The organism is Marinobacter daepoensis DSM 16072, from assembly GCF_000421165.1.
GTDB classification, from domain to species: Bacteria; Pseudomonadota; Gammaproteobacteria; order Pseudomonadales; family Oleiphilaceae; genus Marinobacter; species Marinobacter daepoensis.
The window spans coordinates 236,815-250,857 of record NZ_ATWI01000011.1 but is presented as its reverse complement, the minus strand read 5'-3'; the positions used below and the strand labels follow the sequence as shown (position 1 = coordinate 250,857).

Sequence of the window (14,043 nt, the reverse complement as noted above, 5' to 3'; positions counted from 1 at the left end):
CTGAACTACACTTCCTAGCCAAGGCCCCCACAAGGGGCCTGACTCTACTACTACAACAACTACAAGAGGTCAGAAGAGCAATGAAGATCCGTTCTGTTCTTTCAGCGGCGGTACTCGCCGTGGCAACCACCTTTGCCGCAGCACAGGCACTCGCCCAAGACAAGTTCACGCTCCGCCTGGCGGAGACCTGGGGGCCAAACTTCCCCATCTTCGGTGACACCACCAAACGCTTTGCGGAAACCGTCAATAAGATGTCTGATGGCCGGCTGACCGTCCGCATCGACTCGGCCAACAAACACAAGGCACCACTGGGTGTCTTCGACATGGTCAAAGCAGGCCAGTATGACATGGGGCACTCCGCCTCCTACTACTGGAAAGGCAAAGTCCCGGAAACCCTGTTCTTCACCAGCATGCCATTCGGTATGAATGCCATGGAACAGTACGCCTGGTTTTACCATGGCGGCGGCATGGAACTGATGCAGGAAGTGTACGGGCCTCACAACATGCTCTCTTTCCCCGGGGGCAACACCGGCGTTCAGATGGGCGGTTGGTTTCGTAAAGAAATCAAATCACTGGATGACCTGAAAGGCCTGAAAATGCGTATTCCCGGCTTCGCCGGCGAGGTCTTCGCCGAAGTCGGCGTTAACCCGACCAACATAGCCCCGGGCGAGCTGTATACCGCGCTTGAGCGTAACACCATCGATGCGGTGGAATGGGTTGGTCCGGCACTGGATTTGCGCCTTGGCTTCCAACAGATTGCCGACTACTACTACACCGGCTGGCACGAGCCGGCTACCGAGCTGCAGTTCCTGATCAACAAGCGAGTCTGGGACCGGCTCCCGGCCGACCTTCAGGAAATCATGCGGGTGGCAATGCGCACCGCCTCTTATGACATGCTGGTGCATTCCCAGCACGCCAATGCGGAAGCCTGGGCCAACATCAAGCAGGAATACCCGAACGTCCAGATCAAACGTTTCCCAGACGATATCTTCCAGGCCATGTATGAGGCCAACAAAAAGCTGCTGAAAGAAGCCGCGTCGGAGAGTGAAATGGCGGCAAAAATCATCGACTCACAGCAGAACTATCTGGAACAGAGCCGGGCCTATTCCGATATCTCAGAGCGTGCTTACCTCAACACCATGGCCGAAGTCGAGTAAACTCAACCGTCATGCAGAAAGCAGACCGGGATCGCTCTTCTCAGTGATCCCGGTTTTTTCATTTTCACCTTCAAGACATGCCGCGACGCGGAGGATGACGTTCCATGCGCTGGATTATCCGACTCGACGAGGGCCTTGCCTGGCTCTCCAGACTTTGTGGCTGGATCGCCTGCCTGGCCATGATCCTGATGGCCGCTAACGTGTTCTATGACGTAGTTGCCCGCTACGCCTTCAATGATGTATCCATCGCCCTGCAGGAAATGGAGTGGCACCTTTATTCGGTGGTGTTTCTGCTCGGTATACCCTACGCGCTGCGCACCGATGGTCACGTGCGGGTAGATGTGTTCTACACCAACTGGAGCCAGAAGCGTAAAGCCTGGACCAACCTGATTGGCGCCATTCTGTTTGTTATCCCCTTCGCCTACCTGATCGCCAACTACGGCTACAGTTATGCCGTAGACGCCTACCAGATGGGCGAAGGCAGTGGTGACCCCGGCGGGCTGCCACATCGTTGGGTGATCAAATCCGTGATCCCGGTCAGCGCGTTCTTTATGGGAACAGCCGGCCTCAACATGGTGACCTATGCCATCCGCGTGCTGGCCGGAGACAGGCAATACGAAGGCGAACACAGCGCAGGAGGCCTGGCATGATCGGCATGACTATGTTCGGCGTGGCTCTGGTCATGCTGATGTTCGGCTTTCCGGTGGCCTTCACCTTTGGCGGTGTCGCCCTGTTTTTCGGCATCTATGCCGAAGGAATGGACCTGTTTGCATTCATGCCGTTCCGGATTATGAGCGTGATGCAAAACACCGTCTTGATGGCCGTTCCCCTGTTCATTTTCATGGGCGTGGTTCTGCAACGGACCCGGCTGGCAGAACAACTGCTGACCTCCATGGGCCGCCTGTTTGGCGGGCTGCCTGGAGGCCTGGCCATCTCAACGATTCTGGTTGGCGCTCTGCTGGCGGCTTCCACAGGCGTTGTCGGTGCCAGCGTGGTGGCGATGGGGCTGATTTCCCTGCCGGTCATGCTCGCCCATAAATACGACAAGCGTCTCGCCACCGGCACCATCTGTGCTTCCGGCACGCTGGGGCAGATCGTACCGCCGTCCATCATCCTGATCATTCTGGGGGACGTTCTTGGCCTGCCGGTCGGCGACCTGTTCAAGGCCGCCGTTATGCCGGGCGTGGTCCTGATCGGGCTGTACATTCTCTACATTCTGATCCTGACCCGGTTCAAACCCGAAACCGCCCCGGCCATGCCTGCCGACGATTCCATCAGCCGGGGCAAGGAAATCCGGGATGCCCTGCTGGCAATCATCCCTCCGCTGGCCCTGATTGTGGTGGTGCTTGGTTCCATCTTCACCGGTATTGCCACCCCCACCGAATCTTCTGCCCTGGGTGGCGTCGGCGCTGTCGTCCTGGCGCTGATTTACCGTCAGTTTTCCTTCAAGATGGTCTGGGGTGCCGCCAAAGATACCGTGAGTGTCACCGCCATGGTCTTTGCCATTCTGATTGGCGCCACGGCCTTCTCCATGGTCTTCAGCTACACCGGGGGCGACTATCTTCTGGAAGAATGGCTGATGATGCTGCCCGGCGAGCAATGGGGGTTCATCATCCTGGCCATGCTGGTCATCCTGATACTGGGCTTTTTCATCGATTTTGTTGAGATTTCCTTCATCATTGTGCCGATCCTCGCTCCGGTAGCCGAGGCCATGGGCATCAACATGCTCTGGTTTGCGATTCTGATTGCCATGAACCTGCAAACCAGTTTTCTCACCCCACCCTTCGGGTTCTCACTGTTCTACCTTAAAGGCGTGGCACCACCCGATGTACGGACCACTGATATCTATAAGGGCATCTTGCCTTTCATCCTGATCCAGATTCTGGTGCTGGCCCTGATTGTCATCTTCCCGGAATGGTTTGGTATGAGCGCAACCTACTGACCGATCATCACTGACCGACAGGCGGCACGGGCTATCGCCCGTGCCGCCTTCTCAACCTCACCCCCTTCTCTCCCGGCAACCTGACAAACGCTGATCATTTTCTATACTGAGTCACAAGACGCGACTCTCAGTTCAGCTTTCGGGATTCTGCACGGACACCACGAATTACGGGAGAGAGCATTCCATGGCACAGAGTAGCGCCCCCAAACCGCCACTTCCGGATAAGGAGCAACTTCAGGCCAACATCCTTCGCCTGCCCCTGGAGCACCGCTCTCCTGACCGAGAGCCTCACAGTTACGAGCGCTGGCTGATTAACAAGCTGATGCGCATGGCGGGATCGCCTCCGATCCGCTTTCAGCTCTGGAATGGTGATGTGATTGAGCCAGACAGCGTTGAGCCCCGCTTCACGCTGTACCTGACAGACCCCAAAGCGCTCTATTCACTGGTTGCCAACCCGAACCTGGCCTTCGGTGACCTCTATGCCGCAGGCCGTCTGGAAATCGACGGTGATTTACCGGAACTGATGGAAAGCCTGTACCGGGCCATTCATTCAGCCCGCCAGAAATGGCCGCGCTGGCTTGATGCTCTGTGGCGCAATCACAACCCGAGACCAACCGGCATTTCCGAAGCCAAAGAGAACATTCACCATCATTACGATCTGGGCAACGACTTCTATCGGTTATGGCTCGACCAGGCCGAAATGCAATATACCTGCGCCTATTACGAGCAGGCCGACAACACGCTGGAGCAAGCCCAGCTCGCCAAGCTTGAACACGTTTGCCGGAAACTCCGGCTAAAACCCGGAATGACCGTGGCAGAAGCCGGCTGCGGCTGGGGCGGACTGGCCCGCTATATGGCCCGCAACTACGGTGTTACCGTGCACGCCTACAACATTTCCCGGGAACAGGTGCGCTATGCACGGGCCGAAGCCGAGCGGCAGGGGCTGGAGCATCTGGTCACCTATGTGGAAGACGACTACCGCAACATTCGGGGCCAATTCGATGCCTTTGTCTCTGTCGGTATGCTCGAACATGTGGGCAAAGACCATTACCCCGCTCTGTCCGCTCTTATCTCAAACTGCCTGAAACCCGGAGGCCTTGCCTTGCTGCACAGTATTGGCCGAAACCGGCCCATGCTCATGAATGCCTGGATTGAAAAACGGATTTTTCCGGGCGCCTATCCCCCAAGCATCAGTGAATTTCTTCAGATCTGTGAGTACGGAGACTTTTCGGTGCTGGATGTCGAAAACCTGAGGTTGCACTATGCCCAGACGCTGACCCACTGGCTGGATAATTTCACGGCAAGTCAGAGCCAGATCACCGACCTGTACGACGAACACTTCACCCGGGCCTGGCGGCTGTATCTTGCCGGCTCCATTGCGGCCTTCCGGACTGGCTCACTGCAACTGTTTCAGGTGGTGTTTACCCATGGAGACAACAATCAGTTACCTCAAAGCCGCCAGGACCTTTATACCTTCCCGGCGACGCCAGAGGGTATCTGATGGAGTACTACGATCTCATTATCGTCGGGGCCGGGCCTGCCGGTTCAACCCTGGCCAGAGCCCTGCATCGCTCCGGAAAACGGGTTCTGATTCTCGATAAACAGGCTTTCCCCAGGGATAAAACCTGCGCAGGCTGGGTCACGCCCGCGGTGATGGAGAGCCTGGGCATCAATCCCGCGGAATACGAAAAAGGCCGTACGCTCCAGCCTATCCGGCGATTCAGAATCGGCATGATGGGCCAGCCGGCGGTTGAGAACGATCACGGGCATGTCGTCAGCTATGGCATTCGTCGCTGCGAATTTGATCACTATCTGCTCGACCAGGTGAATTGCGAAAAACAGCTGGCAACGCAGGTCCGGTCCATTGAACACCGCTATGGCAACTGGGAACTCAATGGCCAATGGCAAACGCCCCTGCTTGTCGGCGCGGGCGGCCATTTCTGCCCCGTTGCCCGGTTACTCGGAGACGGCCCGGGGAAGCACGAAACCGTGGTTTCGGCCAAGGAAGTCGAGTTCCGGATGACTCCGGCACAAGCGCAGGCCTGTGCTGCCCGGGGTGATACGCCGGAACTCTGGTTCTGCCAGGATCTCAAAGGCTATGCCTGGGTGTTTCGCAAAGGCCGTTTCCTGAACATCGGGTTGGGCCGGGAAGACAATCACCGCCTGTCAGATCACCTGCAGGCATTTGTCGAAGACATGACACTGGCTGGCCGCATTCCGTCCGATCTGCCAAAGCGCTTCAAGGGCCACGCCTACCTGTTGTATGGCCACGCCAATCGCCCACTGGTAGACGAGGGGGTTCTGTTAATTGGTGATGCAGCCGGTCTGGCCTACACCCAGAGCGGGGAAGGCATCCGCCCGGCCATAGAGTCCGCGCTCCTCGCGGCAGAGGTTATCCAGAGCGCACCGGATTACTCGGCCCTGGCGCTCCAGCGCTACGGTGAGCGCATCGCCGCCCGCTTCGGCACTCGCGCCAATGATCAGGAGCAAGGACGGGAGATACCAGAGTGGCTCAGGCTACCTATCGCCAGCACTCTGATGCGCTCACATTGGTTCACCCGAAAGGTAATTACCGAAAAATGGTTTCTGCACCAGGAGGTGCCGCCGCTGGACAGAGCTGTGTAAATACACAAAAGCCGGGCAAGTTTGCCCGGCTTTTGTGTTTCCTGAACCAACCTTGCAGTCGGTTCAGTTCAGCATAGACGCTGCTTAGAACTTAACGCGCATACCGGCCAGGAAGCCCATGTCGGCGTCGTCACCAGAGTCGTCTTCAATGTCGCTCTGAGCAATCTCAGCGAATACGCTCACGTTCTTCGCTTCCGGGAACTTGTAAGTTACGTTGGCGTACCACTCAGTGATATCGTCCTGATCGTCTTCATCTTTGTTGCCCATACCCAGAGCAACGTCTGTGGTCGGTGCAACGGCAAAGACAGCGGCAACGTTGTACTGAGTGGTTTCAACGTCGTCGTCATCCGTTGAGCTGTAATCGGCGGCCAGGTTCATGAAGCCGAAGTCGTAGGAAGCACTGATACCCCAGGTGTCAGCCGACTCAGCCGCACCCGCTGCGCGGGACTGCTGATAAGCCGCAGCCAGCTCCAGACCTACCACTTCAGTGGCAACAAACACATCGTAGTATTCGCCGTCTTCGTCAGAAGCGTCCATTTCGTGGGAAGCTGCGATGTAAACGTTCTCCAGCTCGATATCAACACGGATCGTGTCGTCACCGGCAGTCTCAACACCGTCAAAGCGGTCTTCGTCGATGGTTTCAATTTCGTAGGCTTCTTCGATACCGAACTCATCACCCGCAAAGTTCTGCTTACCGAAGGAGAAAGAGGTCACACCGTACTTCAGACCAACAAAAGCCTCTTCCAGGTTGCTGGCGTCTTGCTTACCTTCAGCGGCTTTCTTGTAACCAACGTCCAAACGACCAAAAGCGGTCAGGTCGTTACCCAGATCGTAAGCAACGTAGTTTTTCAGCTCCAGATCGTCGTACTCGACCTCGGCGCGCTCATCAAAGCCAGTTGCCTGACGGAACTGAACCTGAAAGTCACCGTTAAGCTTGTAGGTAAATCCGTCTTTCTCGTATACAGTCGCAGCGTTTACAGAACCTGCGGCCATAGTAGACACAGCAACAGCCAGAAGAAGCTTCTTCATTTTTGGAACTCCACTTTCAGTTTGGTTTGGTGTTTATCGGTTGCTGGAATCAACCCAGCTGTCCCACTCTTTTCGAGTTTGTTCGTCAGCTTTCAGATACCAGTAGCGCAGCATCCTGCTGACCATTTCCTGATCCGGATCGACTTGCGAATCCAGCAACAACCCGTCCTGGTTGGTTCTCAGCTCCGAGCTGGCAGTCGCCGGGAAAGCAACCACCGCCGCTGCGGCGCCTGAACGGTTATAGGCCGCCAGCTCCCGCGAATAATCTCGCACCAGCTGAAAACCCTCTTTCTCAAGAACATCGACCGTGAACGCCACTGACTGGCCCTCGCGATCTTTCAACTGCCAGTTGCCCTGTTCGTTAAAGGCATCCATCTCACGCCGGGTCCGAATGTCGGGGGCACTCAGAACCAGGTCAGCGTTTTCTGCGGTAAACCGGATAACAAAGGCGTCGCTGGTCTCCAGCGTTTCTTCCCGTTTCATTTCCGTCGTGCACTCCAGCACCAACTGGCGGGTGCCGTCAGCCAGAGTCAGACTCTGGCCAGAAGACGCGGTCTGCTCGCTTCCGAGTACCGCCTGCACGTTAACGCAGGGGCCGAGGGTGAGCTGCACCTCTGCCAGGGCCGGCAAAGGCATCAAAGCAATCATCAAACTGGTTATGCGGGTAAATCTCGTCACGCTCTAAATCCAATAAGTGGTCACCAGCAAATTCTGCGAGCAGGCTAACCACTGAATGTTAAAAACAGGTTTCACCCAATCTATTGAACGCCAGGGTGTTAAAAATGCCGGGCAAGCCCGGCAAAGGCGTTAACTCAATTGAGAGGCCACTATGGAGGGGGAGTATGACAGAGCTATTACAGAAAAGTATGAATGGAATTTTTTAATACCTGAAATGAAAAACCGCACCATAGGTGCGGTTTTCCGGTCCATCAGAAGGACGCTGATCACCTTTCCATAACGTCAACACGATAAAGGGTGGTGGTGCCGCTGACTTCGTTTCCCACGACCAGGATAGGCTGGCCATTCGGGCTCTCTTCGGCCCGGATGAACGCCATACCTTCCGGGCCCAAATCACCGGCTTTTCCAGACTCAACGTCCGCTTGTCCGGCACTAAAATCCCGATGATTCAGGTACTGCACAAACCGGGGGTGCTGAGGGTTCGTCACGTTGTACACCATGATGCCACCAACACGCTCCAGACCAATGAACGCATACTGCTGGCCTTTAATTTCTCCAACGGTGATCGCTTCTGGCTCCGGCCCTTTGTCGTCAGACCGGTTATCCGCACCATTTTCATCGTTGTTGGCGTTGAATCCATCCGGAATCAACCGAGCGGTTATCCGCTCAAAATCGTTGCCAGAGTCGAACACCTGCTGCCCCTGATCGTTCCAGATTGAGAAGGACCGGGCTCCGTAGCTGTACAGTTCTCCAAAGACACACGCCTCCTCAATGTTCGTCGCCGGATTGCTCGGGTTGCAGTCGTTTGACACGCCCAGAGTTGAGGTGACCTTCAGACGACCAAGATTGGCGTTGGCCTGCAGTTCTCTGCGTTCAGCTTCGGTACCGAACGCGTCACTCAGCTGCAGATCCTTCACCCGGAACTCTTCACTGAAACCGTCGTAATCCCGGGAATCCCCTTCATTCGCGGTCACGTAGTAGGTCTTGCCACTGTATTCGTAGCTTGCGATGGCATCTGGCAGGTACATGCCTTTCACCGGCCAGTTACGGAGATGGATTCCACCATCCTTGTTACTGGCATCCAGCTCGTTTCCTGGCAGCCGGTGGTCCTTGAAACCCAGCGGAAGCACATCCAGAATCCGGGCGTTGTCGATATCCAGCACCGCGACAGCATTGTTCTCCTGCAGGGTAATCCAGGCCCTGGAATTGTCCAAAGACACCGCTATGTACTCGGGCTCAAAATCCTGTGCTGCGGATGCTCCTGGCCCGAAAATCCGGATTCCTGACGCACGCAGAACCTCTTCCTGCCCATTGTAGTCACGAAAATCAGCGGTCATTACCGTGGCTCCGTCAATGCCGTTAGCCAGGCTGATCACACTGACCGAACCTTCCGGATCTCTGGAATAATCGTCACTCGGCTCACCTTCGTTGGCCACCAGTACTTTCTTGCCGTCACGGGTAAACGTTACCATGTCCGGAAGCGCTCCCACTGTAACGGCCCCGGCCCTGGACAAGTCCGAAGCGCGATAGAACACCACCTTGCCGTTGTCCTGTCTGACCTCCGCTTCAATGGCAACCGCCACCCACTCGCCGTATACCGCAACGCTGTTCGCCGTTGCACCTTCCTCGCTGGCATCCAGGGTAGCAACCAGTATGGGCGCCTCCGGGTTGCGGATATCCAGCACGTCCACCGTGGCGGCATTGGCATTCACCACGAACAAACGCTGATTAACCGCATCATGCGCAACAATTTCCGCCGCGCTCTCATCGAACACATCACCCTCGGGCGCATAACGGCCCAAAACCTTCATTTCGACAAGATCAGCGTCGCCATCCGCAACCAGAGCGTCGGCCCCGGTTGCACAAGCAGTAAGGCCACTCATGGCGGTGAGAATGGCGGTGGTCAGGAGCGCACGTTGGGAAATCATGTTTACCTCGGGCAAGTGTCGACGTTGCGTGAATGCCGACTCAAGTTATGGCAAACAGATGACAGAAGCGGGTCAGAAAAAAGACAAGTTAAAGACGCCGAAACAAAAATGGCGGCTCAGGGAGCCGCCACGTCTGGTCTCAGGATCTGGCCGGGGTCACTGGCCAAGATAACTGCGATACATCCAGACCGTTTTTTCCTGCTGAGAGATGTAGTCGCTCATCAAGGCGACCGTACCCTCATCGTCTGCCTCACCGGCCAGGCTGAGCAGCTCGCGCTGTTTGGCAATCAATTTGCCGAAACTTTCAACGATGTTACCAACCGCTTCCTTGCCATCAGACACGTCTTTGCGCTCGGGCACTTCAGACTTCTCAATGTACGTACTGTAGGCATGGGCCGGGCGGTGCCCCAGAGTCAGGATCCGCTCAGCCACCTCGTCCACCTTAAGCAGGAGATCGTCATACAACTCTTCGAACTTGGCGTGCAACTCAAAGAAGTTCTCACCTTTGATGTTCCAGTGGTAGCCACGCACATTCATGTAAAAAATCTGATAACTGGACAGCAGTTCGTTCAGGACCTCTGCCAGCTTCTGGGTTTTATCTGTATCGAGACCAATAAAGTTCTTACCCATTATGAACCTCCTGATTCGTTTTCGGGCTTTACCTTTCCATCACTGTATGCCAGTTCCGCATCGAGACGGAAGTGAAGTTATTCAATCTCTCTAATAGCAGAAACTCATGTCGGAAACGGAATATCCATAGCTATACCCTATCATAAAACACGACACCCTCTATTTGAAAACAATTCTCGTTTAATCTTTAATAAAGGCATATCTGATTGAAATGGAGCTACCCTCATGAGTGCGCTGAAACTGTTTGTTCATCACCACAGTTCGAACGGTGATTCGTCGTTTCTCAAAACCATCACCTTCGCCATTACCCACTTTACGGTCGCCTTCAGTGTTGCTTACCTGCTGACCGGGGACTTGCTGATTGGCAGCCTGATTGCGATGGTCGAGCCCGCTATCAACACCGTTGCTTACTTCTTCCATGAAAAGATATGGGCACGGCATCAGCAGAATGCAACCACCAACGCCATGGATTTCCGTCACAAAGCGCTCTAACACGTTGTCCCCCGTCAACTTCCGGGGGACACGCCTTATACCCCCGGGCCACAATCCATACAGCCCTCGCCGGGCTTCTGCCCCATCCGAAGCTTGTTGCTCAGGTCTTTTAAGGCGGTTCGCACGCCTTCCTCAATGACCGGGTGATAGAAGGGCATCTCCAGCATTTCCCCCACCGTCATTCGTTTCTGGACACACCAAGCCAGCAAGTGGGCCACATGCTCTGCGGCGGGGCCAAACATCTGAGCCCCCAGGAACAGGCCGCTGCCGTGCTCACCATATACCCGGAGCAACCCACGGTTCTTCCCGATCACCTTGCTTCGGCCCTGATCCTCGAAAGATACTTCACCAACCGCAAAGCAGGTGTGGCATCGTTCTTCCACCTGATGGATATTCAGGCCGACCGCAGCAATCTGGGGGTCTGTAAACACAACCGCCAGCGGTGTTTTCCGCTGTCCGGCCCGGACGTCCGGCCAGGAGGCCGCATTATCACCGGCAATCCGGCCTTCATCCGCCGCTTCGTGGAGCAAAGGCCTATCATTGTTCACATCTCCGGCCATAAAAATATGGCTTTCACCGCATCGCAGCGTGTAAGGATCAAACAACGGCATCCCCCGGTCATCCAGCTCCAGGCCCGCATTCTGAATGTCGAGGTGATCGATATTCGGTCGCCGGCCGGTAGCTGCCAGCAGGTAGTCAAACGTATCCAGATACTCCATGCCTCCTTCTGCCCACGTGATACGCACCCCGTCCCTGGCTCGTTCAATACGGCGGGTTTCTGCTTTCGCGCTGACAGCAAACTCCTCGGAGAAGGTTCTCAATGCACAATCCCGGACTTTTTCATCCTGAATGCCAGCGAGGCCACCACTAACGCCGAACAGGCGCACCCGGACACCGAGCCGCGCCAGAGCCTGCCCTAACTCTGCCCCAATCACACCGGGGCCAAAAACCGCGACCGACGACGGCAGATCGGTCCACTCAAACACGTCATCATTCACCACCAGGCGGTCTTTCGCTTCCTTGAGGATTCCGGGGATGTTGGGGCGTGAGCCGGTGGCAATAATGATACGGTCGGCGGTTACCTCCGTATGATCGCCCACCACCAGCCGGTGGCTATCTACAAATCGCGCATGCCCCAGCAACCGGTGCGCCTCTGGTAGCGATTCCATGGAACGCACAACGGGGGCCACAAAACGATCCCGCTCTTTTCGAACCCGGGCCATAACGCGCGTGCCGTCGACCCGAACCTCCCCGGGCAACACACCAAAACCGTCAGCCCCCCGAACCTGATGCGCGACTTCCGCAGCGGCAATCAGCAGCTTGCTGGGCATGCAGCCCACTCTGGCACAGGTGGTGCCGTATTGTTTCCCCTCAATCAACACAATCCGATCGGTCGCTTTACGAGCACGCTGGTAGGCGACCATCCCGGCAGTGCCCGCTCCGATGACCGCAACATCCACCTTTCGCTTGTCCATCCTGCCTCCTTGAGACTGTCTGAAATTTCAGGCGCTTCGGGCTATCAAAGTAACGGAGCCTTTCGGTAAAGTATAGAAAGCTCAGTTTCCATGGGTGGAGAACCGACGGCAAAAACAACCATCACCGTCTTCCCAAACTGAGTACAGGTATCCATCATTCGGAGATGTCGTGTGCAGAACTACTGGCTGGAATTTCTGACCGTTGCCCTGGTTCATTTGCTGGCAGTCGCCAGCCCCGGGCCGGACTTTGCGGTGGTGCTGCGACAAGCCCTCACCCAGTCGCAGCGCAATGCCCTGCTGACGGCCGCCGGCATCGGCATCGGTATTCTTCTGCACGTTGGTTATTCATTGCTGGGTATCGGCCTGATCATCCAGCAATCGGTCATGCTTTTCACCATTCTAAAGGTGATTGGTGCAATCTATCTGCTGTACATTGCCTGGCATTGCCTTCGGGCGCGAGCCGGAGGCCTTCATGTCCAGACCAACGGTGGCTCGCCACAAACAGGCTGGGCGGCGTTCAGGCTCGGATTTCTGACCAATGCCCTGAACCCCAAGGCGACCCTGTTTTTCGTCTCGCTGTTTTCAGTGGTGATCAAACCCGACACACCCGTCGGCCTGCAGGCCGCTTACGGCCTTTACATGGCTCTGGCCACCGGGCTCTGGTTTGCTCTGGTGTCGGTGTTCTTTACCCACCCCCGTGTCCGCCGGGGATTTAACCGCTTCGGACATTGGCTCGACCGGGCCATGGGGGGCATTCTGGTACTACTGGCCGGACAGCTCCTGCTGTCTACAGTGAGCGGATCAGAGCCTCCGTCTGCTCCCAGCCCAGGCACGGATCGGTAATGGAACACCCGTAAATCAGATCGGCTCCGTCGTCCTGCCGGCCGAATTCCAGGAAGCTCTCCAGCATCAGCCCCTTGATGCTGCTGTTGCCGTTCCGCTTCTGCGCCATGACCTCCTGGGCAATCACCACTTGCCGCTCCGCCTGCTTGCAGGCGTTATCATGGCTGCAATCCACCATCACGGCGGTTGATACGCTGGCTTTTTCCAGATCGGCGATCGCCTTGGCGATACTCAGCTCGTCGTAATTGGTGACACCGCGGCCACCGCGCAGCACCAGATGGGTATCCGGGTTCCCCGCCGTGGAAATCATTGCCGGGGCACCGCCGTGGGAAATCCCCATGTGATGATGCGGATGTGCCGCTGATTTCATGGCATTGGCGGCCACAGCAATCCCCCCGTCGGTTCCGTTTTTGAAGCCGGTTGGCATTGGCAAGCCACTGACCATTTCCCGGTGAATCTGGGACTCCGTGGTGCGGGCACCAATGGCCGTCCAACTTACCAGGTCGCCCAGGTAATCCATCATGAACGGACTCAGGGCTTCCGTTGCCAATGGCAGGCCAAGTTCGGACAGGGCCAGCAAGAGACGGCGAGAGCGCTCCAGGCCAAGCTTAAGATTGCCATCCCCGGTACGCTCCGGGTCGTACAACATGCCCTTCCAACCGACGGTTGTCCGGGGCTTTTCCAGATAGGCGCGCATCACAATGAGGAAACGGTCACTGACGTCGTCTGCCAGGGATTTCAGACGAGTCGCGTAATCCAGGGCTGCCTGTTCATCGTGAATGGAACAAGGCCCCATGACGATCAGAGTACGGTCATCCTGACCATGCAATACTGCCCGGATCTGATCACGGTAACCGGCAATGGCCCGAACCAGGCGTTCATCGGCAGGAAACTGCTGCCGCAACTCGGCGGCCGTAGGCAGCCTGGCTTCCTGGCGATGCTGGCAGGCGCTTGAGGGTTGCGCATCCAGTGTTTCAGATTTCAGCGGCATGTTCATGTCTGTTTTCCCGTTTCCCTGTGTCAGAATCAAAAAAGCCCCGGCTGGGCTACCAGTCGGGGCTTTTTTGAGTCCGGTGGCAGCCTGGGTTGCTTGCCGGGCTGCCTTCCTCGTTGTGTTCGGTCGATGAAGATCTTATGGGCGGCCCGGGCTCTGGCTAAAATAAAAGCCATAACCAAACCACCAAAAATACACAGCAGACCCTGCGGCCTTCAGTTTTTCACCGAAAGCTTTCAGAACATTCAAT

The 14,043-nt window shown here is 56.3% G+C and carries 13 protein-coding genes; 7 read left to right on the top strand and 6 right to left on the bottom strand.

Features of this window, described 5'->3' with window-relative positions; genetic code table 11:
* Window positions 1-80: 80 nt before the first annotated feature.
* The 5 genes from K325_RS0113085 (at window position 81) to K325_RS0113065 (ending at window position 5,724) form a co-directional block, all read left to right on the top strand.
* A complete protein-coding gene (locus K325_RS0113085) occupies window positions 81-1,157 on the top strand; it encodes a TRAP transporter substrate-binding protein (RefSeq protein ID WP_036193540.1) in 1,077 nt (358 codons plus the stop codon).
* A 104-nt stretch (window positions 1,158-1,261) separates the two neighbouring features.
* On the top strand, window positions 1,262-1,807 hold the full coding sequence (locus tag K325_RS0113080) for a TRAP transporter small permease subunit (RefSeq protein WP_029654722.1): 546 nt from the start codon (window positions 1,262-1,264) through the stop codon (window positions 1,805-1,807).
* Window positions 1,804-3,099 (top strand): TRAP transporter large permease, encoded by a 1,296-nt coding sequence (locus tag K325_RS0113075; RefSeq protein ID WP_029654721.1) that lies wholly within the window; start codon window positions 1,804-1,806, stop codon window positions 3,097-3,099. Before K325_RS0113080 ends, K325_RS0113075 begins: the two co-directional genes overlap by 4 nt.
* 184 nt (window positions 3,100-3,283) lie before the next feature.
* Window positions 3,284-4,600, top strand: a complete 1,317-nt coding sequence (locus tag K325_RS0113070; protein WP_029654720.1) for an SAM-dependent methyltransferase — start codon at window positions 3,284-3,286, stop codon at window positions 4,598-4,600.
* On the top strand, window positions 4,600-5,724 hold the full coding sequence (locus tag K325_RS0113065) for an NAD(P)/FAD-dependent oxidoreductase (RefSeq protein WP_029654719.1): 1,125 nt from the start codon (window positions 4,600-4,602) through the stop codon (window positions 5,722-5,724). Before K325_RS0113070 ends, K325_RS0113065 begins: the two co-directional genes overlap by 1 nt.
* Window positions 5,725-5,808: 84 nt before the next feature.
* Here the strand turns inward: K325_RS0113065 and K325_RS0113060 are convergent, their stop codons facing one another.
* The 4 genes from K325_RS0113060 to K325_RS0113045 form a co-directional block, all read right to left on the bottom strand.
* Window positions 5,809-6,753, bottom strand: a complete 945-nt coding sequence (locus K325_RS0113060; RefSeq protein WP_029654718.1) for a porin — start codon at window positions 6,751-6,753, stop codon at window positions 5,809-5,811.
* Between the two features lie 33 nt (window positions 6,754-6,786).
* Window positions 6,787-7,431, bottom strand: coding sequence for a YccT family protein (locus K325_RS0113055; protein WP_228128452.1), 645 nt, complete (start codon window positions 7,429-7,431; stop codon window positions 6,787-6,789).
* 266 nt (window positions 7,432-7,697) lie between these two features.
* The gene (locus tag K325_RS0113050; RefSeq protein WP_029654716.1) at window positions 7,698-9,359 is read right to left on the bottom strand and encodes a choice-of-anchor I family protein; all 1,662 of its coding nucleotides are present in this window, start codon (window positions 9,357-9,359) and stop codon (window positions 7,698-7,700) included.
* A gap of 156 nt (window positions 9,360-9,515) precedes the next feature.
* Window positions 9,516-9,989: a Dps family protein gene (locus K325_RS0113045; protein WP_029654715.1), complete on the bottom strand. Its 474-nt coding sequence runs from the start codon at window positions 9,987-9,989 to the stop codon at window positions 9,516-9,518.
* Window positions 9,990-10,214: 225 nt separating this feature from the next.
* Between K325_RS0113045 and K325_RS18050 the strand changes: the two genes are divergently transcribed.
* Window positions 10,215-10,481 (top strand): DUF2061 domain-containing protein, encoded by a 267-nt coding sequence (locus K325_RS18050; RefSeq protein WP_029654714.1) that lies wholly within the window; start codon window positions 10,215-10,217, stop codon window positions 10,479-10,481.
* Between the two features lie 35 nt (window positions 10,482-10,516).
* On the opposite strand, the gene K325_RS0113035 is transcribed toward K325_RS18050, so the two are convergent.
* Window positions 10,517-11,956, bottom strand: coding sequence for a dihydrolipoyl dehydrogenase (locus tag K325_RS0113035; RefSeq protein WP_029654713.1), 1,440 nt, complete (start codon window positions 11,954-11,956; stop codon window positions 10,517-10,519).
* A gap of 171 nt (window positions 11,957-12,127) precedes the next feature.
* Here K325_RS0113035 and K325_RS0113030 point away from each other — a divergent pair, with 171 nt between their 5' ends.
* Window positions 12,128-12,799, top strand: coding sequence for a LysE family translocator (locus tag K325_RS0113030; RefSeq protein ID WP_029654712.1), 672 nt, complete (start codon window positions 12,128-12,130; stop codon window positions 12,797-12,799).
* Here the strand turns inward: K325_RS0113030 and K325_RS0113025 are convergent.
* Complete coding sequence (locus tag K325_RS0113025) at window positions 12,744-13,796, bottom strand: 3-deoxy-7-phosphoheptulonate synthase (protein WP_029654711.1); 1,053 nt, start codon at window positions 13,794-13,796, stop codon at window positions 12,744-12,746. The genes K325_RS0113030 and K325_RS0113025 overlap by 56 nt on opposite strands.
* Window positions 13,797-14,043 lie beyond the last annotated feature (247 nt).